Genomic DNA, 21,070 nt, shown 5'->3' with positions numbered 1-21,070 from the left:
TTTCATCGCGCCGTCACCTCCCGCTGAGCGGCCACACGTTCCACGGCTTCCCGCTTCTCACGCTCGTTGGCGTGCAGGTAGATCGCGGTGGATGCGGCCGACACGTGTCCCATCAGCTGTTGCACGACGTCGATCGGCACGCCGGCCCTGACCCAGGCCGTCGCGGCGGTGTGCCGCAGCATGTGCGGGCGCACGACGAACCCGCACTGCTGCGACAACCGCTCGAACATGCCTTTCGCCGCCTGATAGGTCATCGCCTTGCCCAGAGGCCGCTGGTAGAGATTGACGAAGACCAGGTCGTTTGCTTCGGCCTGGACCACGGCGTCGCGGTCGCCCCGGTAGGCCACGTACTCAGCTACCGAGGGGCCATCGACTGGAACGTCCCGCGGGTAGCGGGACTTGGCCAGAGCCTTGTTCTCGTTGTCTCGGCGGTGGCGTACATGGATGTGCGCTCCGGCAACGCTGCAACCCAGAGCGCGAGAGTTCGGGAGGAAGTGCATGTCCTGTCTGCGCAGCCCCAGCGCCTCCCCGATGCGGATGCCGGTCGCCAGCATCAGCACGACCAAGAACCGGTCGCGAACCGTACGGCACCCAGCCACCACCGCGGCGACCTGCTCCTCGGACAGCGTCTCGTACGGCTTCTCCACTTCGCGTGACTTGATCGCTTTCGCACGCACCGTGCGGAACTGTCCGCGCTCACCAGCATCGAAGCCAGGCGGCGGGGTGGCGAGGTAGCGCGGTTGCGACAAGCGGTCAGCCACCTCCGGCTCGATCATGCCGTGAAGGGCGCAGTACCGCAGGTACTCCACTACCGCCGTGATCGTGGCGTTGACCGTTGCGCCGGAGCGCGACTTGCCTCGCTTACCAGTTGTGGACTCCAGCCAGAACCTGAAGCGAGCCATCGAGGCCAGCGTGACGGTTCTCCAGTCGACCGCATACTCGGCGCACCAGGTCAGGAACAGGGCCAGGCGCCCCGCGTAGACCCTGATGGTGTTCACGGACCGGTCAGCACCGTGTAGGAACGTCAGGAAGTCCGTCCCCTCCCGGTGGATCGAAAGCTGGGGATCGAGGATGACCCACCGGGTGCTCTGCGGGTCTCCACTGGGGGACAGGGCCCGCTCAGCTTGAAAGGTGTCGGCGTCCATGCCGTACCTAACGTGACTCCCGCGTTGTAGATACTTGCGAGCCACGAATGAGTGACAAGACGTGTCGTACGTCCCTGACGGGTCAATGTGGCATAGAGATATTCATCCGGCGCCACAGCAGGAACGTGGGCAGCGGGGAGAGCAGCCAGCGGGTGAGCCGGACGCCCTCCATGTGCTTGTCGGCCGTGATGTCCGCGATCCGGCCGACGGCGTGCCGGGCCGCCTCGACGGCGACGACGAACAGGATCGGGATCACCGCGTGCATGCCGACGCCGAGCGGGTCGGGCCAGGCGGTGGCGCCGTTGAAGGCGATCGTCGCCGCCGTCAGCAGCCAGGCGGTCTGGCGCAGCAGCGGGAAGGGGATGCGGATCCAGGTCAGCAGCAGATCCAGGGACAGCAGGACGCAGATACCCGCGTCGATGCCGACCGGGAACACATAGGCGAAGTTCCCGAAGCCCTTCTTCAGGGCCAGCTCACGGACGGCCGCGTAGGAACCGGCGAAGCCGATCCCCGCGATGATCAGGGCGCCGCCCACGACCATGCCGATGAGTATCCGGTGCATCCGAGTCAGCTGCGGTGGCGCGGCCACTCGTACTCCCCTCCCGTTGCCTGTTGTTGCGCGCAACAGGGTGGCACACGTGTGCGGCGCACATGGTGCCGGTCAGGCGTAAGCCCGTTCGATCAGCTCTTCTTGGAGCCCGCGGACGCCGAGGCGCTGCCGGAGGGCTTCGTGGACGGATCGGCGGACGAACTCCCGGAACCACCCGCGCTGTTGGCCGAGGAAACCGAGTTCACGGCCTCCTTCAGGGCCTTCTCCGCGGACTTGGCGAGGTCCTCGGGGTCGGGGGTCTTGTCGCCCGCCAGACCCGCGCCGTTGTAGTCGAGGGTGACGACGACGTTCTCGACCCGCGCCACCAGGGTCTCCTGCTTGAAGAGACCCTCCTTCTTGCTCAGGTCGTAGCGCACGGACGTCGCCTCGTCACCGGTGCCGGACACCGGCACGACCTTGGCGTTCTTGGCGCCGCCCACCGACTGGGCGTCCTTGACCTGGTTGGTGAAGTACGTGTGCGCCTGGGTGTTGCCCGAGCCACGGGTGGTGTCGGAGTCGAAGCGCAGCAGGGAGACGTTCAGCCAGCGGAACTGGGAGCCCTTGACGCCGTTGTTGCTCAGGCTGCTCCAGGAGCAGGAGGCACGGGAGGACGGGTCGTCCGAACTGCCCTTCTTGCCCGCGGAGTCGGCCTTGGGCACCATGTCGCCCAGCGTCTTGGACGACAGCGCCTTGCACGCGTTCGGCAGCGTCTTGTACGCCGCCGGCGCCACCGTCGGGGACGAACTGGCGGACGGTGACGCGCTGTCGCCCGCCGGCTTGGAGGCGCTCGTGTCGTCGCTCTTGGGCTTGGAATCGCCGGAGTCCGAGGAGCAGGCCGCGGTGATCAGTACCGCGGGGACCGCGGCCGCGCAGACAAGGGCACGGCGCAGCCGCCTGTTTCGCTGTTCCAGCCGGTCACGGTCGTCTCGCTTGGCTCGCTGCATGGTTCCTTCACTCATGACGCTCGGTGTTCGTGCGGGTTCCTGCGGGGCCACCGTACGCGGTGAAGGAGCTGTGCGGTTTCCGTTCGGGACCTTTGCGGGCGGGGGCGCGAGGGGCCCGGAAGTGGATCAGCTGCCCAGCGCGTCGTCCAGCTTGGCGGCCAGATTACGGGCCCTGTCCTGCATTTCCTTGCTGTCGGGCGCGGCGCCGGCGGCCATCGGCTGCTCCTCGTACTGGATGGTGACGACGACATTGGACGTGCGGAACACCACAGTCACCGTCCGCTGTGCGGCCGCCCCGCCGGACGAGCCGAGCTTGTCGTCCAGATACGCCTCGTCACCGAGGTCGGAGAGGGTGCGCGGCTGGAGTTCGGGGGCCATGGCGCCCGAGGGGGAGTTCGAGGCGGCGGGCGCGGAGGGGGAGCCGCTCGGGGAGCCGCTGGGCGACGGGGAGCCCGAGGGGGAGGCACCGGCGCCGTCACTCCCCGTGCTCGTCGGCGGGGTGTCGCTCGGCACGGGGAGATCGGCCGCCGACTCCTTCTGCTCGAACAGCTCCCGCGCCTGGTCGTCGTCGCTGACCGTGTTGTCGTACGACACCACGCGCTCCAGGTCGATGGAGAGGCGGTCGGTGGAGTCGGCGGAGGGGACCTTCCAGCGGCAGCCGACCTTGCGGTCGGTGTCGTAGGTCAGCTCGGCCTCGCCCTGGTACGCCTTGTCCCGCTGATCGGGGTCGGCGATCTGCTTGATGCCGGGCAGCAGCGCGTCGAGGGTGCCGTGGCTCACCGCGCCGCAGGGCTCGGGGAGGGTGCGGTAGCGGCCGGGCTGGGCCGCGACGGTGGCGGTCCCGGCGTCGCCCGGGTTGGCGTCGTCCGCCGCGCCGCCGCCGCCCGAGCCGCCGGAGCAGCCCGCGAGCAGCGCCGCGAGCAGGGCGGCGGTGCCGGTTACGTACGCCTTCCGCTGCACGGGCGGGCTCCTTTCGACGGCGGCGCTCCGATGGATGCGCGCGATGGTCGCCTCAGTGTCCCCGCTGGTTATTCGCTTGCCGCGGCGGGGGCTGGCCTGGAGACAATGTGTATCGCACGCGCCGCCGTGGATGCCGGTCCGCGGTCCGCTTTCGACGCGCCTGGTGCTGCTTTTCCTTTTTGATGCTTTTAAGCACTTTGTTGTCTTTTCTTGTTGCCGAGTCCGGGGGGACGAAGAAGTCATGTCGTACGTGGAGATGCCGGGCGCGCGCACGCCGATCCGGATGTGGGCGGACCCGGCGACGGTCGAGGAGGGCGCCCTGCGCCAGCTCCAGAACGTCGCGACGCTGCCGTGGATCAAGGGCCTGGCCGTGATGCCGGACGTGCACTACGGCAAGGGCGCCACGGTCGGTTCGGTGATCGCGATGCGCGGCGCGGTGTGCCCGGCCGCGGTCGGGGTGGACATCGGCTGCGGGATGTCCGCGGTGAGGACCTCGCTGACCGCGAACGATCTGCCGGGCGACCTGTCCCGGCTGCGCTCCAAGATCGAGCAGGCGATCCCGGTGGGCCGCGGCATGCATGACGACCCGATCGGGCCGGGCGGCTTCCACGGCCTGGCGACCGGCGGCTGGGACGAGTTCTGGGGGCGGTTCGACTCGGTCGCCGAGGCGGTCCACTTCCGCCAGGGGCGGGCCACCAAGCAGATGGGCACGCTCGGCAGCGGCAACCACTTCGTGGAAGTCTGCACCGACACCACCGGCGCCGTCTGGCTGATGCTGCACTCCGGCTCCCGCAACATCGGCAAGGAGCTGGCCGAGCACCACATCGGCGTGGCCCAGAAGCTCCCGCACAACCAGGGCCTGGTCGACCGCGACCTCGCCGTCTTCGTCGCGGACACCCCGCAGATGGCGGCGTACCGCAATGACCTGTTCTGGGCGCAGGAGTACGCCAAGTACAACCGCACCCTGATGATGGCGCTCCTGAAGGACGTCGTCCGCAAGGAGTTCAAGAAGGCCAAGCCGATGTTCGAGCCGGAGATCTCCTGCCATCACAACTATGTGGCGGAGGAGCGCTACGACGGGATGGACCTGCTGGTCACCCGCAAGGGCGCGATCCGGGCCGGCTCCGGCGACCTCGGCATCATCCCGGGCTCCATGGGCACGGGCTCGTACATCGTCAAGGGCCTGGGCAACGACAGCTCCTTCAACTCGGCCTCGCACGGCGCGGGCCGGCGCATGAGCCGCAACGCGGCCAAGCGGCGCTACACCGCCAAGGACCTGGAGGAGCAGACGCGGGGCGTGGAGTGCCGTAAGGACTCCGGTGTCGTGGACGAGATCCCGGGCGCCTACAAGTCCATCGACCAGGTCATCGACCAGCAGCGGGACCTGGTGGAGGTCGTCGCGAAGCTGAAGCAGGTCGTCTGCGTGAAGGGCTGAGGCCGCGAGCGCTCGCCGCGGGCCGGAACCATACCGGCCCGCGGCACTGTCCTCAGGGTGCGGGTGCCGACCGTGCGGCGGCCGCGTGGGGAACTCTCCGGGGAGGGACGGCCGATGAACCGAGGGCGCACAAGCGGGGCGATCCGGGCCGCGGGTCTGGTGGTGATCGTGGCGGGTCTGCTCGTGGGCTGCTCGCAGAAGTACGACGACCAGCGCGGCAAGGGCGACGCGCCCGTGCGGGGGAAGGCGGGGGACAACACGCCCGCCGAGGTCTACAACATGCCCGACGGCTTCGGGAACCTGGCCACCAAATGTGTGGGGCACGGGTTTCGCGCGTATGTGACGACCAATGCCAGCGGACCGTCGAACGTGCAGATCGTGGAGGACAAGGCATGCGCCGGCTGAGCGCGTCCCTCGCCGTGGCGGGGGTCTGCGCGGCGCTGCTGCTCAGCGGCTGCTCCCGGCAGCACTACGAGGAGCGCGGAAAGGCGGACGCCCCGGTGGCGGGCCGCGCCGGGGAGGACTCGCCCGCCGAGGTCTACAACTTCCCCGACGGGTTCGGGAACCTCGCCACCAAGTGCGTCGGCGCGGGCAAGCGGGCGTACGCCACCACCAAGTTCGTCCAGCAGAAGGACGACGACGATGTCGAGATCGTCCCGGCGAACGCGGTGATCGTGGACGACCCGACGTGCCGGGCGGCCCGCTGACCCGAGACCCGGTGGGGCGGTGGGCCTACTTGCCGTGCCGCACGGCGTAGATCATGACGAACGCCACCAGGTGGATGCCGAAGAGGAAGTAGGCGAGGAAGTACCAGACCTTGCGCTCGTCCCGCTTCTCGCGGGCGAGGCGGCGCTTGTCGAACTCCTCGTCGAAGACCTCTGCGGGGGTGGGCGGCACGGGCGTGCCGCCGGTTTCCTCGGCCATCACAGCTCCCGGTGGACCTTCGCGTTGGATGCCTGGGCGCGCGGGCGGACGACCAGGAGATCGATGTTGACGTGGCTGGGCCGGGTCACCGCCCAGGTGATCGTCTCGGCCACGTCGTCCGCGGTCAGCGGCTCGGCCACGCCCGCGTAGACCTTCGCTGCCTTGTCCGCGTCGCCGCCGAAGCGGGTCAGCGCGAACTCCTCGGTCCTGACCATGCCGGGCGCGATCTCCACGACGCGCACCGGGCTGCCGACGATCTCCAGCCGGAGGGTCTCGGCGAGCACATGGGCGCCGTGCTTGGCGGCGACATAGCCCGCGCCGCCCTCGTACGTCGCGTGTCCGGCGGTGGAGGAGACCACGACCACGACGCCGTCGCCGCTCGCCTCCAGCTTGGGCAGCAGGGCCTGGGTGAGGTTCAGGGTGCCGATGACGTTCGTCTCGTACATCGTGCGCCAGTCGGCCGGGTCGCCGGTGGCCACCGGGTCGGCGCCGAGCGCGCCGCCCGCGTTGTTCACGAGGACGCCGATGGTCTGGAAGGCCGTCGCGAACTCGTCCACAGCCGCGCGGTCCGTCACGTCCAGCGGATACGCCGTGGCCGCGTGACCGGCCGCGTTGATCTCCTCCGCCAGGGCCTCGATACGGTCCTTGCGGCGGGCGGTGAGCACCACGCGGTATCCGGCGGCGGCGAGCTGCCGGGCCGTCGAGGCGCCGATGCCGCTGCTCGCACCGGTGACGACGGCGATGCGGGAGGCGGCGGACGGGGCGGACGTGGCCATGGGCTGCTCCTCGGGTGTGTCGGTCGGCTCCGTCCAATGTAGGCGAGGCTCAGCCGCCGTTCCTCGGGGCCCACATGATCAGCGCCATTCCGCCGAGGCAGACGAGCGCCCCGGCGATGTCAAAGCGGTCCGGCCGGTAGCCGTCCGCGACCACGCCCCACAGGATCGACCCGGCCACGAAGATCCCGCCGTACGCCGCGAGGATGCGCCCGAAGTGCGCGTCCGGCTGGAAGGTCGCGACGAACCCGTACGCCCCGAGCGCGATCACCCCGCCGGCCGCCCACAGCCAGCCCCGGTGCTCCCGCACCCCCTGCCAGACCAGCCAGGCCCCGCCGATCTCGAAGATCGCGGCGACGACGAAGAGGGCGGCGGAACGGAGGATCGGCATGGGGGCAGCTTGGCATGAGGGCCCCCGGAATATCCCGGTGAGGGGGACTGTTGGGCCGGGTGTAGTTGAATGGTCAACCAAATGGAGGGTGAGCGGCCATGCAGTTCGGGATCTTCACGGTCGGTGATGTGACGACGGACCCCACCACGGGGCGTACGCCGACCGAGCGCGAGCGGATCAAGGCCATGGTCGCCATCGCGCTGAAGGCCGAGGAGGTCGGCCTGGACGTCTTCGCGACCGGTGAGCACCACAACCCGCCGTTCGTGCCCTCGTCCCCCACCACGATGCTCGGCTACATAGCCGCGCGGACCGAGAACCTGATCCTCTCCACGTCCACCACGCTGATCACCACCAACGACCCGGTGAAGATCGCGGAGGACTTCGCGATGCTCCAGCACCTGGCCGACGGCCGTGTCGACCTGATGACGGGCCGCGGCAACACCGGCCCGGTCTACCCCTGGTTCGGCAAGGACATCCGCCGGGGCATCGACCTCGCCATCGAGAACTACGCCCTGCTGCGCCGCCTGTGGCACGAGGACGTCGTCGACTGGGAGGGCAGGTTCCGCACCCCGCTCCAGGGCTTCACCGCCACCCCGCGCCCGCTGGACGGCGTGGCGCCGTTCGTCTGGCACGGCTCCATCCGCTCCCCGGAGATCGCCGAACAGGCCGCCTACTACGGCGACGGCTTCTTCCACAACAACATCTTCTGGCCGGCCGAACACACCAGGCGGATGGTCGGCCTGTACCGGGCGCGCTACGCCCACTACGGCCACGGCACCCCCGAGCAGGCGATCGTCGGCCTGGGCGGCCAGGCGTTCATGCGGAAGAACTCGCAGGACGCGGTGCGCGAGTTCCGGCCGTACTTCGACAACGCCCCGGTGTACGGCCACGGCCCCTCGCTGGAGGACTTCACCGAGCAGACCCCGCTGACCGTGGGCTCCCCGCAGCAGGTCATCGAGCGGACCCTGGCCTTCCGCGAGTCCGTCGGCGACTACCAGCGCCAGCTGTTCCTGATGGACCACGCCGGGCTGCCGCTGAAGACCGTCCTGGAGCAGCTGGACCTGCTGGGCGAGGAGGTCGTACCGGTACTGCGCGAGGAGTTCGCGAAGGGGCGCCCGGCGGACGTGCCGGACGCGCCGACGCACCGGTCGCTGCTGGCCGCCAAGGAGGAGAAGGAAGAGAACGAGAAGCAGGACAAGCAGGACAAGCGCGAGAAGCAGGAGAGTGCCGTATGAAGCTCGTCGTCGTATCGGCGGGACTGAGCGTCCCCTCGTCCACCCGGCTGCTGGCCGACCGGCTCGCCGCCGCGGTGGCGGACCGGACGCCCGTGGACACCGAGGTGATCGAGCTGCGCGACCTCGCCGTCGAGATCGCGCACCGGTTCACCAGCGGCTTCCCGGGCAAGGCGCTCGCCGCCGCGCAGGACGCGGTGACGGGGGCCGACGGGCTGATCGTCGTCACACCGGTGTTCAGCGCGTCGTACAGCGGGCTGTTCAAGTCGTTCTTCGACGTCCTCGACAAGGACGCGCTGGCCGGCAAGCCGGTGCTGATCGCCGCGACCGGGGGCACCGCACGGCACTCCCTGGTCCTCGACCACGCCCTGCGCCCCCTCTTCTCCCATCTGCGGGCCGTCGTCGTACCGACCGGTGTCTACGCCGCCTCGGAGGACTGGGGCGCGGAGGGCCTGCCGGAGCGGATCGAGCGGGCGGCGCAGGAACTGGCCGCGCTGATGCCGAAGACGGAGCGGCGGGAGGAGCCGGGAGTGGTGCCCTTCGCCGAGCAGTTGGCGGCACTGCGCGCGACCCAGGAGCCGCGGCTTCCCCACCCCGTTCGGTGAGAAGACGGTAGGCGACCCGCGCCGGTTGCCCGTGTGACGGTGAGAGCGCGGTAAAAAGGGTGATCGTAGGCCCAACCACCCCCGCCGAACCACCGGCGGCCTTGGCAGACTGGTTCCGTGCCCCAGACTGTGCTGCTCGCCGAAGACGACCGTGCCATCCGCCACGCCCTCGAACGTGCCCTGACCCTGGAAGGGTATGAGGTGACGGCGGTGGCCGACGGCGTCGAGGCGCTCGCACAGGCCCACAAGACGCCGCCGGACGTCCTGCTGCTCGATGTGATGATGCCGGGCATCGACGGCCTCCAGGTCTGCCGCGTGCTGCGCGCCGAGGGCGACCGCACCCCGATCCTCATGCTCACCGCCCTGGTGGAGACCGCCGACCGGATCGCGGGGCTGGACGCCGGCGCCGACGACTACGTGGTCAAGCCCTTCGACGTCGAGGAGGTCTTCGCCCGGCTGCGCGCCCTGCTGCGCCGCACCAGCCCGGTCCCCGCGGGCCCGGCCGTGGGTGACGGCGGCGGCCGGGGCGAGCCCCAGCTCTCCGACCGGCAGGTCGAGGCCGCCGGTATCCGCATGGACCTCCAGGCCCGCCGGGCCTGGCGCGGCAAGCGGGAGCTGGAGCTGACCCGCACCGAGTTCGAGCTGCTCGAACTGCTGGTGCGCAACGCCGGCATCGTGCTCGACCACTCCACGATCTACGACCGCATCTGGGGCTACGACTTCGGCCCCGGCTCCAAGAACCTCGCCGTCTACGTCGGCTATCTGCGCCGCAAGCTGGACGAGCCCGGCGCCCCGCAGCTGATCCACACGGTGCGGGGCGTGGGTTACGTGCTGCGGGAGGACTGAGTGGGCCGCCTGCGCCGGATGCTCGCTCGGCGCCGGCCCAAGCTGGTCTCCCTGCGCACCACCTTCGCCATCTCCTTCGCCGCCGTCACCGCGGCCGTCGCGATCCTCGTCGGCATCGTGTCGTACGGCTCCGCGGCCCGGCTGGTCCGCGTCGACCAGCAGTCGGTGTTCAGCCAGGTCGTGCAGGACGTACGGGACGAGGTACGGCAGCACAGGATGGAGCCGGACGACTTCTCCTCCTCCCGGCCGGGACACGATCTGGTGCGGCCCGCCCGTACCGATGTGCAGGTGCTCGGCGCGCAGGGCGAGATCGTCGACCACGGCGATCCGTCGCTGCCCGTCACCTCCCACGACAGGTCGATGGCGCTGGCGCGGACGGCCGGCAAGGCGGTCGAGCACAAGGACGTCCAGGTCGGCGACGACCTCTACCGCATCGCCACCGTCTCGCTCGGCGACGGGCGGGGCGCGGTGCAGGTGGCGCAGGAGTTCAGCGACACCGAGGATCTGCTGCGCACGCTCCAGCAGCGGACGCTGATCCTGATGGCGGCCGTGGTGGTGGCGGCGGGGCTGTTCGGCTGGTGGCTGGCCCGCCGGATCACCCGGCGCCTGGTGGTGCTCACCAACGCCGCCGAGGACGTCGCCCGCACCCGGCGCCTCGGCATCGAGGTGCCGGTGGCAGGGCTTGACGAGGTGGGGCGGCTCGGGCGGGCCTTCGACCGGATGCTGGGGCGGCTCGCGCAGTCCGAGGAGGACCAGCGGCGGCTGGTCCAGGACGCGGGCCATGAGCTGCGGACGCCGCTCACCTCGCTGCGCACGAACATCTCCCTGCTGCGCCGCATCGACGAGCTGCCCCCGGACACCCGGGACGACCTCGTCGCCGACCTCACCCAGGAGGCGCGCGAACTCACCGACCTGGTCAATGAGCTGGTGGACCTCGCGGCCGGGCAGTCGGACACCGAGCCGCCGCAGCGGGTGGACCTCGCCGACATCGCGGAGGACGTGGTGGGGCTGGCGTCGCGGCGTACCGGACGGCAGATCGTGCTGCGCGCGAGCGGCGACACGACGACCGACGGACGGCCGGGGATGCTCCAGCGGGCCATGTCCAACCTGGTCGAGAACGCGGCCAAGTTCGACCGCGCGGGCCAGGCGCCGATCGAGGTCCACATCATGGGCCCGGCCCGGCCGGGCACCGTACGCGTCGAGGTCCTGGACCGGGGGCCCGGCATCGCCGAGGGCGACCTGATCCGCATCTTCGACCGCTTCTACCGAGCCGCCGACGCGCGCTCCCTGCCGGGCTCGGGGCTCGGCCTGTCCATCGTCCGCGAGGTGGCGATGGCCCACGGCGGAGCGCCGTTCGCGTACCGCCGGGAGGGCGGGGGCGCGGTGATCGGGTTCACGGTGGGCGGGGGGTAGGGCCTGTCCCGCCGGATCCCCCGCCCGCGCCCCACGTGCGACTTTCCGTCGCTGGGGGCGGGCGGCCCCCGCCCGGCGGACTCGTCGCACCGGACGGTGGTGAGACGGCCGCCCGCGTCCGGCCTCGAAGCGGACGCGGGCAGGGGGACGCCCCGACCGCTACGACTGCTGCGACCGCTCCCCGATCACCGGCAACGTGAGGAAGCCCTCCGCCCGCGCGCTCGCCAGGCCGATCCGCGGGATGTCGCTGGACTTGGCGAAGAGCAGGAACCGCGGCTCCCACACCGGGCGGTACTTGGCGTTCGCGCGGTACAGGGACTCGATCTGCCACCAGCGGGAGAAGAAGGTGAGGACCGAGCGCCACAGCCGCAGCACCGGGCCCGCGCCGAGCCGCGCGCCGCGTTCGAAGACCGAGCGGAACATGGCGAAGTTCAGCGAGACCCGCTGGACCCCCAGGTCTCCGGCACGCAGCAGCAGTTCGACGACCATGTACTCCATCAGGCCGTTCTCGCAGTCGCGGTCGCGGCGCATCAGGTCCAGGGAGAGGCCGTGCTCGCCCCAGGGCACGAAGCTGAGCAGGGCGCGCGGCTGGTCGTCGCCGTCGCGGCACTCCAGCATCACGCAGCGGCCGTCGCCGGGGTCGCCGAGGCGGCCCAGTGCCATGGAGAAGCCGCGCTCGGTGGCGCCGTCGCGCCAGTGGTCGGCGCGGTCGATGAGATGGGCCATCTCCTCGGCCGGGATGTCCTCGTGGCGCCGGATGCGCACGGTGTAACCGGCCCGCTTGACCCGGTTGTGGGCCTGGCGGACCACCCGCATCGGGCGTCCTTCGAGGGTGAAGTCGGCGATGTCCACGATCGCTTCGTCACCGAGTTCGAGGGCATCCAGGCCGTGCCGCGCGTAGACGGTGCCGGCCTCCTCGCTCGCGCCCATGACCGCGGGGATCCACGCGTGCCGACGGGCCTCGGCGAGCCAGGCGTCGATGGCGCCTGGCCATGCCTCGGGGTCGCCGATCGGGTCACCGGAGGCGAGGGAGACGGCGCCGACCACACGATAGGTGATCGCGGCCTTGCCGCTGGGGGAGAAGACGGCGGCCTTGTCGCGGCGCAGCGCGAAGTAGCCGAGGGAGTCGCGGGCGCCGTGCCTGTCGAGCAGGGCGCGCAGCCGCTCCTCGTCGGCGGCGGTGAGCAGTTGCTTGCCGCGCGGGGAGCGGAAGCAGGCGTAGAGGACGAGGCAGAAGGCCGCGGCGAGCAGGGCGTTGACCGTGATGTCGGTCCAACGGGGCGCGTGCACATGGTCGATGCGGTCGGCGAACATGCCGACGCTGATGCCGCGCAGATAGGTGTAGATGATCTCGTCGGTGAGATGGGCGCCGGGCAGCTTGTTGGTGGCGTGCACCAGCAGGGTGCCGAGGCCGCCGGTGGCCAGCAGTCCGCCCGCGCCGACGGCCAGCGCCAGCTTCGGGTTGGCGGGGTCGCCGACCGCGTTGAACTCGCGCCTGCCGATCAGCAGGGCGGCCACGAACAGGCCGGTCAGACCGGCGGAGACCCAGTTGAAGACGTGGTCGGCGTACCGGTCCTGGGTGATGAGCCCGATGACGTACACCGCGAGGAGCGGTCCGGCGAGCGCGATGTTGGTCAGCCAGGCGGCACGCTTGCGGCGCCGCATCACCAGCATCAGGAAGATCGCGAGCGCGGCCGAGACCAGGCCGCCGGTGGCCAGGTACGGCGTGAAGAACGCGCCGACGTGGTGATGCGGATGCTCCTGGTTGAAGAGCTTGCTGGTGTTGTGCTCGTGGACCTCCTGGCGGAACGGCAGGGAGAGGACCGCGAGGACGTTGAGCACGGCGATCAGCCGCAGGTACCACACCGTGGCCGAGGCCGCGCCGGCGCGCAGCCGGGGGCCGGGCGTGAGCGGCGGGAACTCGCGGCGCGGGGCACGCTCGGCGGGGGCGTGCGCGGAGGGGACGGTCGACTGCGGAGCGGGCATGGTGACTGGTCACCTTGGGGAAGGGGGACGGGGACTACGGGCGCGACCCTACAGCTTGTAGGGAAAAATGCGCCGGTCTGTCTATCGGGACAGGAGCGTACCGGGCCCGCTTCTTACCCGGTCCTTTCCGAGCCGCGCCGGGCGGAGGCCAGCAGCCAGGCCAGGTTGCCCACCGCGGCCCCGGCGGCCACCGCCGCGACGATCACCCCGCCGGTGGCGAGACCGTCGCTGAACAGGTGCGGGCGCCGGTCGAGGCTGTGCAGCCCGAAGCCGCACAGTTCGTACACCCCCACGGCGGCGACGAAGAGGCTGACGACGAGTACGGCGAGGGTCGGCGCGAGGCTGCGTGCGCAGACCCCACCGCTGGTCGCCGTCTCCGTGTCCTGCATGGATCCCCCGTTGACGTGGTGGAACAGGTGTATGAACGGCCTTACGGCTCCGGCCGATTGGGAACCTACAATACGTAGGGTCCAGTAGGGTCGACGCCATGCGTGTGTACGTGAGTGCGGACATGGAAGGCATCACGGGCCTCGTCGACGCCGACGACGTCCAGCCGGGCGGCCGAGACTACGAGCGGGGCCGCTCCATGATGGCGGAGGACGTGAACGCGGCGGTGCGCGGCGCGCTGGCGGCCGGCGCCCGCGAGATCCTCGTGAACGACGCCCACGGCCCGATGCGCAATCTGCGCCCCGAGGACCTGCACCCCCGCGCCCGCCTGGTGCGCGGCAAGCCCAAGCAGATGATCATGCTGGAGGGGCTGACGGGGGAGTACGACGCGATGGTCTGCGTCGGCTATCACGCCCGCGCCGGGGCCCCGGGCGTGCTCAGCCACAGCTTCATGGGCCATGAGATCGAGGACATCTGGCTGGACGGCCGCCCGACCGGCGAGATCGGCCTCGCCCATGCCACGGCGGCGGCCCTGGGCGTACCGGTGGTGGCCCTCACGGGTGATGACGCGGCGTGCGCCGAGATGACGGAGTGGGACCCGTCGGTGGCCGCGGTCCCGGTGAAGTACGCCCATGACCGCTTCGCCGCCGAACTGCGCCCGGCGGCGGAGGCCCGTACGGCGATCGAGGCCGCGGTGGCGGCCGCCCTCGCCCCGCTCCCGTCCCGTCCGGCCCCCTCGGCGCGCTCAGCCCCCTCGGCCCCCTCTGCGGCCGAGGTGACCCTCACCGTCCGCTGGCAGTCCACCACCGTCCCCACGACCCTGCTCGGCCTCCCCGGAGTCACGGCGGAGAACGCCCGGACCATCCGTGCGACCGGTCAACTGCCCGCGCTCTACCGCCAGTTCGGGGTATGGATGCGGGTCGCGGCGTCGCTGACGGGGCAGGCGCCGTACTGCTGAGCCGGGTCGTTCACGCGTCCGGTACTCGGTCGGCCAGGCCCCGCAGCAGGACGGCCAGCCCGCCGAAGAACTCCCGCTCCGGGTCCACCTGCCGGGCACTGCGGCCCGTGGCGGCCATGAGCGGGAAGTCCTCGGGCGGCAGGGCCGAGATGGCGGCCGTGCCCGCGCCGGAGAGGGCGCCCAGGTGCTCCAGTTGCAGGGCGCCGTTGACGTAGGCGATCAGGCTCCGCAGGGCGATGACCCGCCGCTCGCCGTCGAAGCCCGCGCCGGTGAGGACCGTGAGGACCGTCTCGGACCAGCGGAGCAGCGCGAGCGAGTGATGCCGGTGGGGCATGGTCAGCGGTACGACCGAGGGGTGCGCGCCCAGCGTGTCCCGCATCCGCCGCACCAGGACCTCGATCCGCTCCCGCCAGGGCAGGCCGGCGTCCGGCGCCCCGGTGTCGACCGCCGCGAGCACGAACTCCACGACGAGCAGCTCCAGTTCGTCGCGGTCGCGGACGTACCGGTAGAGCGCCATCGTGCTCATGCCGAGTTCCTTGGCGACCGCGCGCATGGACAGCGCGGCGAGACCGTCCCGGTCGAGTACGGCGAGCGCGGCGGCGGCCAGTTGATCGTGGCTCAGGGAGCGGGGTCGTGGCATGGCGCTTGACAGCGTACGGCATACGCCTACCCTCTTGGGTGTACGGCGTACGCCTACCAAGGAGGCCGATGTCGATGCCAACTCCCCTGCCCGGAGGGCGCCTTGCCCCCGGCGCCTCGATCACCCCGCGCACCCTGACTCCCGTGACGGGCCCGCCCGTCGAACTCCCCGACCCCGACCCGGCCCGGCTGACCCACCTCCAGTTCCGCCGCTTCGCCGGCTGCCCGATCTGCAATCTGCATCTGCGGTCGGTCGTACGGCGGCACACCGAACTGACGGCGGCCGGCATCCGCGAGGTGGTCCTCTTCCACTCGCCCGCCGACGAACTGCGCGCGCACGTCACCGAGTTGCCCTTCCCCGTCGTGGCCGATCCGGACAGGCGGCTGTACGTCGAGTTCGGCGTGGAGTCGTCACCGCGCGCCCTGCTGAACCCGCGCGTATGGGGCCCGCTGCTGCGGGCGGTGCTGCGCAGCGCGTGGACCGTCCCACGCCACCGGGAACACGCACCGGCAGCCCAGCCGCACGGGGGTCGGCTGGGACTGCCCGCGGACTTCCTGATCGACGCCGAGGGCAGGATCATCGCCGCACGCTACGGCGAGCACGCCTACGACCAGTGGTCGGTGGACGAGGTGCTGGCGCGGGCGGGGGAGGCGGGGGCTGTGCGGAGCGGCACCAGGGGGTCGTAGGGGCAGGGTGGCGATCGCGGCGGCGGGTGCCGGGCCCGCCGGACGCTCCCGAGGACAGATGTGGTCCGGCGCAGGACGATGGAAGTCCGACGTGCCGTGTACGGCGCCCGGTCGGTCTGCTCGGTATCGCTTCCGTGCGGTCGCCGCCGTGGCCCGCTCGCAGGGGCGCCCCGACGCCCGGACGGAGGCAACCATGGGCGCAGTCCTCGGTGACGTGCTGGGTTTCGCGGCCGCCGTCGCGATCAGCCCGCTCCCGATCATCGCGGTCATCCTGATCCTCGCCACGCCTCGGGGACGTCTCAACGGCGTCCTGTTCACCGTCGGCTGGATCCTGGGGCTCGCGGTCCTCGGCGCGGTGATGCTGGCGATCGCGTCCCCCGCCGGAGCCTCCGCCCACCATCAGCCGCCCACCTGGGCGGGAGCACTCAAGCTCGCCCTGGGCCTGTTCCTCGTCCTCTTCGGCGCCCGGCAATGGCACCGGCGCCCCCGGGACCCCGCACAGGCCCGGCTGCCGAAGTGGATGGGCGCGATCGACCGCCTCGCGCCGGCCAAGATCTTCGCACTCGGGCTGGCCCTGGCCGCGCTCAACGCCAAGAACGCCCCGCTGACCATCGCCGCGGGCGCCACGATCGGCTCCGCCGGGCTGCCGGTCGGAGAGCAGATCGCGGTGCTGGCGATCTTCGTCGTCATCGCCACCCTGGGCCTGCTGGCCCCGCTGGGCGTCTTCCTCGTCGGCGGCGAGCGGGCCAGGACCACCCTCGGCGACTGGAAGGAGTGGGCGGCTCGGCACAACGTCGCCGTGATGGCCGCCCTGTTCTTCGTCCTGGGCCTGAAACTCGTCGGCGACGGCATCTCCGTCCTCGCCTCCTGACGCTGCCGCGGCCCTGCGGCCCCGGCCGTTCAGCTCGGTGAGAACCAGGCCATGCCCGCCAGCAGTGCCAGTACGAAGAGGCCGGTGCCGCCCAGGACGGCCAGCAGCCGGGAACGGCGGAGCAGCGGCAGCCGCGGGCGGCGGTTCGCGGCCCGGTGCACGCTCGTCTGCCACTCGGTGTCGCCCGCTGGGGCGTACGCGTTGTCGGAGCGGGCCGGGGGAGCGGCGGCGCGGCGGGCCGGGGGAGCAGGGGTGCGGCGGGCGGGGGTGGCGGCGCGGCGGGTGGACCTCGGGGCGGGAGTGAGGGGCTGCTTCGAGCGGCCGTGGCCCTGGTGCGCGACCGGCATCGGCTCCGGGGCGCCGCGCCAGGATCCGCGCCCGAACCAGTCCGCCACCTCGTCGGCCGTGGGCCGGCTCTCGGGCTCCTTGGCCAGCAGGCCGAGCAGATAGTTCTCGAAGGCGGGCGAGAGGTCGGTGCGCAGCTGCCGGGGCGGGACCGGGGTGGCGTCGAGGTGCTGATGCAGCACCGCGAGCGGGCTGTCCGCCTGGAACGGCGGTCGGCCGGTGAGGAGTTGATAGAGCACACAGCCCAGGGAGTACACATCGGACGCCGGTCCCGCGGTACGGCCCAGCGCCCGCTCGGGCGCGAGATAGAGACTGGTGCCGACGATCTGCCCGGTCGCGGTGAGCGCGGAGTTGGGGTCGTCGAAGAAGCGGGCGATGCCGAAGTCGCCTATTTTCAGGGTGTCGTCGGCGGACAGCAGCAGGTTGGCCGGTTTGATGTCCCGGTGCACGATGCCCTGCCGGTGCGCGAGGGCCAGCCCGACGGCGGCCTGCGCGGCGATCGTGGCCACCCGCTCGGCGGACAGCGGCCCGGAGGCGCTGAGCAGCCCGTCGAGGCTGCCCCCGTCGACCAGCTCCATCACCAGGAACAGCCGGCCCTCGAACTCCCCGAAGTCCAGCACGCCGACGACGTTCGGATGGCTGAGGCGCCCCGCGGTCTGCGCCTCCAGCCGGAACCGCGAGGACGCGGTGGGGTCGGAGTCGTGGGGGAGCAGCAGCTTCACGGCGACCGGTCTGCCGAGCGTCTCGTCGAAGGCCCGCCAGACCTCCCCCATCGCGCCCCGCCCGATGGTGTCCCGCAGCCTGTATCGGCCCGCTATAAGCACTTGTTCTTCATCCTCATGCCCAAAGACGTCTGGATCGCCGCAGGCCGTGACTCACCGCGGGAGCGGATCAGTTGGGAGGGTGCCGCAGCGGCCCAAGCGTATCGGCCCCGCGGGCGCTCAGGACGCGTTCGGGCACCCAGGGGCACGGTCGCCGCCCATGATCACCGAGACGTCCGCCACCCTGGCGCTCGGAAACCCGTGCGAGGCAGGACGACACGGGCATCCGGCCACTGCCCCGCGCCACCCGAACTCCACCCGGGCCGCCCGCCCCGCCGAACCCCCGCCGAACCCCTCGCTCAGGGCCACACCAGGCAATACGCCTGATGCCCCGCCTCATGCAGCCGATGCGAGAAGTCCTGCCACTCGTGCAGCAGTCGGTACACGTTGAACGCGTCCCGGGGGCCGCCCCGGTCAGGGACGGTCGACCAGATGAAGGCCGCGGCGCCGACGGCTTCCTCGCCGATGCCGCGCAGGGGGTCGACGACGGTCATCGGGAGTTTGACGACGGCGTAGTCGGGGTGCAGGACGACCAGTTCGAGGGGCGGGACCTTGTGCAGGGGGATGCCCTCGATGCCGGTCAGGACCATCGCGGCCATCGTCTCCGGCTTGATCTTGGTGAACATGCCGTTCATGCCCAGCTCGTCGCCGCCGAGTTCCTCCGGGCGCATCGAGATGGGGACGCGGGCCGCGGTCGCGCCGTCCGGTGCGCCGAAGTACTTGTACGTCACCCCCACCCGGCCACCACTCCCGCCGCCCGTCCCGAGGGACCCGACCCGATCCGTCCGGGGGGTACGCCGACGACCGCCCGCGCGGCCGGACCGCCGCTCCGGCGGAGGGTCCGAGGGGAGGTCACGGGGGAAGTCCGACGGACCGCCGCCCAGGCCCGTGTTCCGGGGGAGACCCCGGGGCACGTCACGCGGAAGGTCCCGGGGGAGGTCGCGCGGAACGTCCCGGGAGACGTCACGCGGCAGGTCCCGGGGAAAGTCCGACGACGCGTCCGGGTTCCGCGTGGGATCCGCCGACCGGTCTCCCCGGGTGGTCCCCCGGAGGTCGCGCGGGGCCTCGCGCGGAAAGTCCACCGGCCGCTCTCTCCGAGCATCCTTCGGAAAGTCCACCGGGCGCTCACCCCGAGCGTCCTTCGGAAAGTCCACCGGCCGCTCGCCGCGAAGGTCTCGCGGGGCCTCTCGCGGGAAGTCCACGGGCCGCTCACCCCGAGCGTCCCTCGGGAAGTCCGTCGGGCGGTCTCCCCTGAGGTCTCTCGGGAAGTCCTTCGCCCTGTCGGCGGTCCGCTCCGCCTGCTGGTCGTGCAGGCGTTCGCTTGGCCGGTCGTACCGTTCGGGCTCACCCGGTGCACCCTGTGTTCTACGTGCTTCGGTCGGTTCCTCCGCTTCGCGCCGGTGCCTTCCCCGCCGGGCACGTCGAGGACCGAGGTCATCGGTCCCCTCGCCCAGTCCGCCACCGCGATGCATATCTCCACCCGACTGCTTTTCTAGGACGCGTGGCCCCCGCCGCGCAACCCGATCATCGTGTCAGTGACCTCCCCCACGGCCGCCCGCCGAAACGTGCGGTGGAACAACAGTCCACGGGGATCCGCCCGGTCCCTGATCCTTCCGTGCCCAGGAGCTGTGTGTCAGGTCTCAGTCTCGCAGATGGCGGGCCGCGGCGGCGCGGAACCGCGGGCGGGCCGTCACCGCGGCGGGCGGGCGGCCTACCCTGAGGAGGTCACCCCGCAACCGGAGTCCGAGAGGCCGGAGAAGCCGCACGTCATGAGTGCCCTGAGCGAAACGCCCTATCCCTACGAAGCGCCCGTCTCCCAGGCGCTCTTCGACCGTGCCTCCGTCGTCACGCCCGGGGGTGTGAACTCCCCGGTGCGCGCCTTCCGCGCCGTCGGCGGCACGCCCCGCTTCATGGTGTCCGGGCGCGGTCCCTACCTCACCGACGCCGACGGCCGGGAGTACGTCGACCTCGTCTGCTCCTGGGGTCCGATGATCCTCGGGCACGCGCACCCCGAGGTCATCGCCGCCGTCCAGGACGCCGTCGCCCGCGGTACGAGCTTCGGCACGCCCGGCGAGGGCGAGGTCGCGCTCGCCGAGGAGATCGTCGCCCGGATCGAGCCCGTCGAGCAGGTCCGGCTGGTCAGCAGCGGGACCGAGGCGACCATGAGCGCCATCCGGCTCGCCCGCGGCTTCACCGGGCGGTCCAAGGTGATCAAGTTCGCCGGCTGCTACCACGGCCATGTGGACGCCCTGCTCGCCGCCGCCGGCTCCGGTGTCGCCACGTTCGCGCTGCCGGACACGCCCGGTGTCACCGGCGCCCAGGCGAGCGACACGATCGTGCTGCCGTACAACGATCTCGAAGCCGTGCAGGAGGCGTTCCACCGCCACCCCGGCGAGATCGCCTGTGTGATCACCGAGGCCTCGCCCGGCAACATGGGCGTCGTGCCGCCGGCCCCCGGGTTCAACCAGGGCCTGCGGGACGCCTGCCACAAGAACGGTGCCCTGTACATCTCCGACGAGGTCATGACCGGCTTCCGTACCAGCCGCGCCGGCTGGTACGGCGTGGACGGGGTCAAGCCCGACCTGATGACCTTCGGCAAGGTGATGGGCGGTGGGTTCCCGGCCGCGGCGTTCGGCGGGCGCGCCGACGTGATGGCGTACCTCGCGCCCGCCGGGCCCGTCTACCAGGCCGGCACCCTCTCCGGTAACCCCGTCGCCACCGCCGCGGGCATCGCCCAGCTGCGGCTGCTCGACGAGGCGGCGTACGACAAGGTGGACGCCGTCTCCGCGCAGATCCGGTCGCTGGTCACCGAGGCACTGAGCAAGGAGGGCGTGGCGCACCGGGTGCAGAACGCGTCCAACATGTTCTCGGTGTTCTTCACCGACCGGCAGGTGCGCAACTACGAGGACGCCAAGCGGCAGGAGTCGTACCGCTTCACCGCGTTCTTCCACTCGCTGCTGTCCAACGGCGTCTACCTGCCGCCGTCGTCCTTCGAGTCCTGGTTCGTGTCCACGAGCCATGACGAGCGGGCCGTCCAGAAGATCGCCGACGCCCTTCCGGCGGCGGCCCGTGCGGCTGCGGAGGCCACCGCGTGACCATCGGGAACAGTGTGAGCGGCA

Annotated in this window: 22 protein-coding genes and 1 pseudogene; 11 read left to right on the top strand and 12 right to left on the bottom strand. The window is 71.4% G+C overall.

The annotated features are described in order from the left end of the window. Window positions 1–2: 2 nt before the first annotated feature. From AB0N90_RS29505 to AB0N90_RS29490, 4 genes and pseudogenes are all read right to left on the bottom strand, one after another. The gene (locus AB0N90_RS29505; protein ID WP_365201790.1) at window positions 3–1,145 is read right to left on the bottom strand and encodes a tyrosine-type recombinase/integrase; all 1,143 of its coding nucleotides are present in this window, start codon (window positions 1,143–1,145) and stop codon (window positions 3–5) included. Between the two features lie 103 nt (window positions 1,146–1,248). Further along, a pseudogene (locus AB0N90_RS29500) lies at window positions 1,249–1,734 on the bottom strand (DUF2637 domain-containing protein); the annotation flags it as partial. Between the two features lie 92 nt (window positions 1,735–1,826). Further along, window positions 1,827–2,678 (bottom strand): DUF3558 domain-containing protein, encoded by an 852-nt coding sequence (locus AB0N90_RS29495; RefSeq protein ID WP_365201788.1) that lies wholly within the window; start codon window positions 2,676–2,678, stop codon window positions 1,827–1,829. Window positions 2,679–2,804: 126 nt separating this feature from the next. Continuing rightward, window positions 2,805–3,638, bottom strand: a complete 834-nt coding sequence (locus AB0N90_RS29490; protein ID WP_365201786.1) for a DUF3558 domain-containing protein — start codon at window positions 3,636–3,638, stop codon at window positions 2,805–2,807. Window positions 3,639–3,879: 241 nt separating this feature from the next. Here AB0N90_RS29490 and AB0N90_RS29485 point away from each other — a divergent pair, with 241 nt between their 5' ends. The 3 genes from AB0N90_RS29485 (at window position 3,880) to AB0N90_RS29475 (ending at window position 5,780) form a co-directional block, all read left to right on the top strand. Further along, the gene (locus AB0N90_RS29485) at window positions 3,880–5,073 is read left to right on the top strand and encodes an RtcB family protein (protein WP_365201784.1); all 1,194 of its coding nucleotides are present in this window, start codon (window positions 3,880–3,882) and stop codon (window positions 5,071–5,073) included. 114 nt (window positions 5,074–5,187) lie between these two features. After that, complete coding sequence (locus AB0N90_RS29480; protein ID WP_365201782.1) at window positions 5,188–5,478, top strand: hypothetical protein; 291 nt, start codon at window positions 5,188–5,190, stop codon at window positions 5,476–5,478. Beyond that, a complete protein-coding gene (locus AB0N90_RS29475; protein WP_202441970.1) occupies window positions 5,466–5,780 on the top strand; it encodes a hypothetical protein in 315 nt (104 codons plus the stop codon). The genes AB0N90_RS29480 and AB0N90_RS29475 overlap by 13 nt, the downstream gene beginning before the upstream one ends. A gap of 25 nt (window positions 5,781–5,805) precedes the next feature. Here the strand turns inward: AB0N90_RS29475 and AB0N90_RS29470 are convergent, their stop codons facing one another. From AB0N90_RS29470 to AB0N90_RS29460, 3 genes are read right to left on the bottom strand one after another with little or no spacing between them, the layout of a single operon-like run. Beyond that, window positions 5,806–5,997, bottom strand: a complete 192-nt coding sequence (locus tag AB0N90_RS29470; protein WP_365201780.1) for a hypothetical protein — start codon at window positions 5,995–5,997, stop codon at window positions 5,806–5,808. Next, entirely contained in the window at window positions 5,997–6,773 is a 777-nt protein-coding gene (locus tag AB0N90_RS29465) for an SDR family NAD(P)-dependent oxidoreductase (RefSeq protein WP_037663451.1), read from the bottom strand. The genes AB0N90_RS29470 and AB0N90_RS29465 overlap by 1 nt, the downstream gene beginning before the upstream one ends. A 49-nt stretch (window positions 6,774–6,822) precedes the next feature. After that, window positions 6,823–7,161 carry a YnfA family protein gene (locus AB0N90_RS29460; protein ID WP_365201778.1) on the bottom strand — a complete coding sequence of 113 codons (339 nt, stop codon included), beginning with the start codon at window positions 7,159–7,161 and terminating at the stop codon, window positions 6,823–6,825. Between the two features lie 98 nt (window positions 7,162–7,259). On the opposite strand from AB0N90_RS29460, the gene AB0N90_RS29455 reads away from it, so the two are divergent. The 4 genes from AB0N90_RS29455 (at window position 7,260) to AB0N90_RS29440 (ending at window position 11,257) form a co-directional block, all read left to right on the top strand. Beyond that, window positions 7,260–8,396 (top strand): LLM class flavin-dependent oxidoreductase, encoded by a 1,137-nt coding sequence (locus tag AB0N90_RS29455; RefSeq protein ID WP_365201775.1) that lies wholly within the window; start codon window positions 7,260–7,262, stop codon window positions 8,394–8,396. Beyond that, entirely contained in the window at window positions 8,393–8,998 is a 606-nt protein-coding gene (locus AB0N90_RS29450; protein WP_365201773.1) for an FMN reductase, read from the top strand. The genes AB0N90_RS29455 and AB0N90_RS29450 overlap by 4 nt, the downstream gene beginning before the upstream one ends. Before the next feature lie 129 nt (window positions 8,999–9,127). Then, complete coding sequence (locus AB0N90_RS29445; protein ID WP_085565988.1) at window positions 9,128–9,844, top strand: response regulator transcription factor; 717 nt, start codon at window positions 9,128–9,130, stop codon at window positions 9,842–9,844. Beyond that, entirely contained in the window at window positions 9,845–11,257 is a 1,413-nt protein-coding gene (locus AB0N90_RS29440; protein WP_365201770.1) for a HAMP domain-containing sensor histidine kinase, read from the top strand. Window positions 11,258–11,416: 159 nt separating this feature from the next. Here the strand turns inward: AB0N90_RS29440 and AB0N90_RS29435 are convergent, their stop codons facing one another. Beyond that, window positions 11,417–13,243: a phosphatidylglycerol lysyltransferase domain-containing protein gene (locus AB0N90_RS29435; RefSeq protein WP_365201769.1), complete on the bottom strand. Its 1,827-nt coding sequence runs from the start codon at window positions 13,241–13,243 to the stop codon at window positions 11,417–11,419. Between the two features lie 113 nt (window positions 13,244–13,356). Continuing rightward, window positions 13,357–13,632 (bottom strand): hypothetical protein, encoded by a 276-nt coding sequence (locus tag AB0N90_RS29430; RefSeq protein ID WP_365201766.1) that lies wholly within the window; start codon window positions 13,630–13,632, stop codon window positions 13,357–13,359. A 98-nt stretch (window positions 13,633–13,730) separates the two neighbouring features. On the opposite strand from AB0N90_RS29430, the gene AB0N90_RS29425 reads away from it, so the two are divergent. Next, complete coding sequence (locus AB0N90_RS29425) at window positions 13,731–14,588, top strand: M55 family metallopeptidase (RefSeq protein ID WP_365201764.1); 858 nt, start codon at window positions 13,731–13,733, stop codon at window positions 14,586–14,588. A 10-nt stretch (window positions 14,589–14,598) separates the two neighbouring features. On the opposite strand, the gene AB0N90_RS29420 is transcribed toward AB0N90_RS29425, so the two are convergent. Next, window positions 14,599–15,228: a TetR/AcrR family transcriptional regulator C-terminal domain-containing protein gene (locus AB0N90_RS29420; protein ID WP_365201762.1), complete on the bottom strand. Its 630-nt coding sequence runs from the start codon at window positions 15,226–15,228 to the stop codon at window positions 14,599–14,601. 74 nt (window positions 15,229–15,302) lie between these two features. On the opposite strand from AB0N90_RS29420, the gene AB0N90_RS29415 reads away from it, so the two are divergent. Both AB0N90_RS29415 and AB0N90_RS29410 read left to right on the top strand, forming a co-directional pair. Beyond that, window positions 15,303–15,914, top strand: a complete 612-nt coding sequence (locus AB0N90_RS29415) for a peroxiredoxin-like family protein (RefSeq protein WP_365201760.1) — start codon at window positions 15,303–15,305, stop codon at window positions 15,912–15,914. A gap of 193 nt (window positions 15,915–16,107) precedes the next feature. After that, window positions 16,108–16,785, top strand: a complete 678-nt coding sequence (locus AB0N90_RS29410; RefSeq protein WP_365201757.1) for a GAP family protein — start codon at window positions 16,108–16,110, stop codon at window positions 16,783–16,785. Between the two features lie 29 nt (window positions 16,786–16,814). Here AB0N90_RS29410 and AB0N90_RS29405 read toward each other — a convergent pair whose 3' ends face one another. Further along, window positions 16,815–17,954: a serine/threonine-protein kinase gene (locus tag AB0N90_RS29405; protein ID WP_365201756.1), complete on the bottom strand. Its 1,140-nt coding sequence runs from the start codon at window positions 17,952–17,954 to the stop codon at window positions 16,815–16,817. Between the two features lie 296 nt (window positions 17,955–18,250). Next, on the bottom strand, window positions 18,251–18,688 hold the full coding sequence (locus AB0N90_RS29400) for a hypothetical protein (RefSeq protein ID WP_046417215.1): 438 nt from the start codon (window positions 18,686–18,688) through the stop codon (window positions 18,251–18,253). Between the two features lie 1,041 nt (window positions 18,689–19,729). Here AB0N90_RS29400 and hemL point away from each other — a divergent pair. After that, a complete protein-coding gene (gene hemL / locus AB0N90_RS29395; RefSeq protein WP_365201865.1) occupies window positions 19,730–21,046 on the top strand; it encodes a glutamate-1-semialdehyde 2,1-aminomutase in 1,317 nt (438 codons plus the stop codon). Window positions 21,047–21,070: the final 24 nt, after the last annotated feature.

This window comes from Streptomyces sp. NPDC093018, from assembly GCF_040684035.1.
GTDB classification, from domain to species: domain Bacteria; phylum Actinomycetota; class Actinomycetes; order Streptomycetales; family Streptomycetaceae; genus Streptomyces; species Streptomyces murinus.
The sequence above is the reverse complement of the archived record's forward strand: the minus strand, read 5'-3'. Positions and strand labels throughout refer to the sequence as shown.

What these genes read in the sequence shown, in the direction of transcription:
- AB0N90_RS29505 (WP_365201790.1), bottom strand. Translation starts at nt 1,145, where the DNA reads ATGGACGCCGACACCTTTCAAGCTGAGCGGGCCCTGTCCCCCAGTGGA.
- AB0N90_RS29495 (WP_365201788.1), bottom strand. Translation starts at nt 2,678, where the DNA reads ATGCAGCGAGCCAAGCGAGACGACCGTGACCGGCTGGAACAGCGAAAC.
- AB0N90_RS29485 (WP_365201784.1), top strand. Translation starts at nt 3,880, where the DNA reads ATGTCGTACGTGGAGATGCCGGGCGCGCGCACGCCGATCCGGATGTGG.
- AB0N90_RS29480 (WP_365201782.1), top strand. Translation starts at nt 5,188, where the DNA reads ATGAACCGAGGGCGCACAAGCGGGGCGATCCGGGCCGCGGGTCTGGTG.
- AB0N90_RS29475 (WP_202441970.1), top strand. Translation starts at nt 5,466, where the DNA reads ATGCGCCGGCTGAGCGCGTCCCTCGCCGTGGCGGGGGTCTGCGCGGCG.
- AB0N90_RS29470 (WP_365201780.1), bottom strand. Translation starts at nt 5,997, where the DNA reads ATGGCCGAGGAAACCGGCGGCACGCCCGTGCCGCCCACCCCCGCAGAG.
- AB0N90_RS29465 (WP_037663451.1), bottom strand. Translation starts at nt 6,773, where the DNA reads ATGGCCACGTCCGCCCCGTCCGCCGCCTCCCGCATCGCCGTCGTCACC.
- AB0N90_RS29460 (WP_365201778.1), bottom strand. Translation starts at nt 7,161, where the DNA reads ATGCCGATCCTCCGTTCCGCCGCCCTCTTCGTCGTCGCCGCGATCTTC.
- AB0N90_RS29455 (WP_365201775.1), top strand. Translation starts at nt 7,260, where the DNA reads ATGCAGTTCGGGATCTTCACGGTCGGTGATGTGACGACGGACCCCACC.
- AB0N90_RS29450 (WP_365201773.1), top strand. Translation starts at nt 8,393, where the DNA reads ATGAAGCTCGTCGTCGTATCGGCGGGACTGAGCGTCCCCTCGTCCACC.
- AB0N90_RS29435 (WP_365201769.1), bottom strand. Translation starts at nt 13,243, where the DNA reads ATGCCCGCTCCGCAGTCGACCGTCCCCTCCGCGCACGCCCCCGCCGAG.
- AB0N90_RS29430 (WP_365201766.1), bottom strand. Translation starts at nt 13,632, where the DNA reads ATGCAGGACACGGAGACGGCGACCAGCGGTGGGGTCTGCGCACGCAGC.
- AB0N90_RS29425 (WP_365201764.1), top strand. Translation starts at nt 13,731, where the DNA reads ATGCGTGTGTACGTGAGTGCGGACATGGAAGGCATCACGGGCCTCGTC.
- AB0N90_RS29420 (WP_365201762.1), bottom strand. Translation starts at nt 15,228, where the DNA reads ATGCCACGACCCCGCTCCCTGAGCCACGATCAACTGGCCGCCGCCGCG.
- AB0N90_RS29415 (WP_365201760.1), top strand. Translation starts at nt 15,303, where the DNA reads ATGCCAACTCCCCTGCCCGGAGGGCGCCTTGCCCCCGGCGCCTCGATC.
- AB0N90_RS29410 (WP_365201757.1), top strand. Translation starts at nt 16,108, where the DNA reads ATGGGCGCAGTCCTCGGTGACGTGCTGGGTTTCGCGGCCGCCGTCGCG.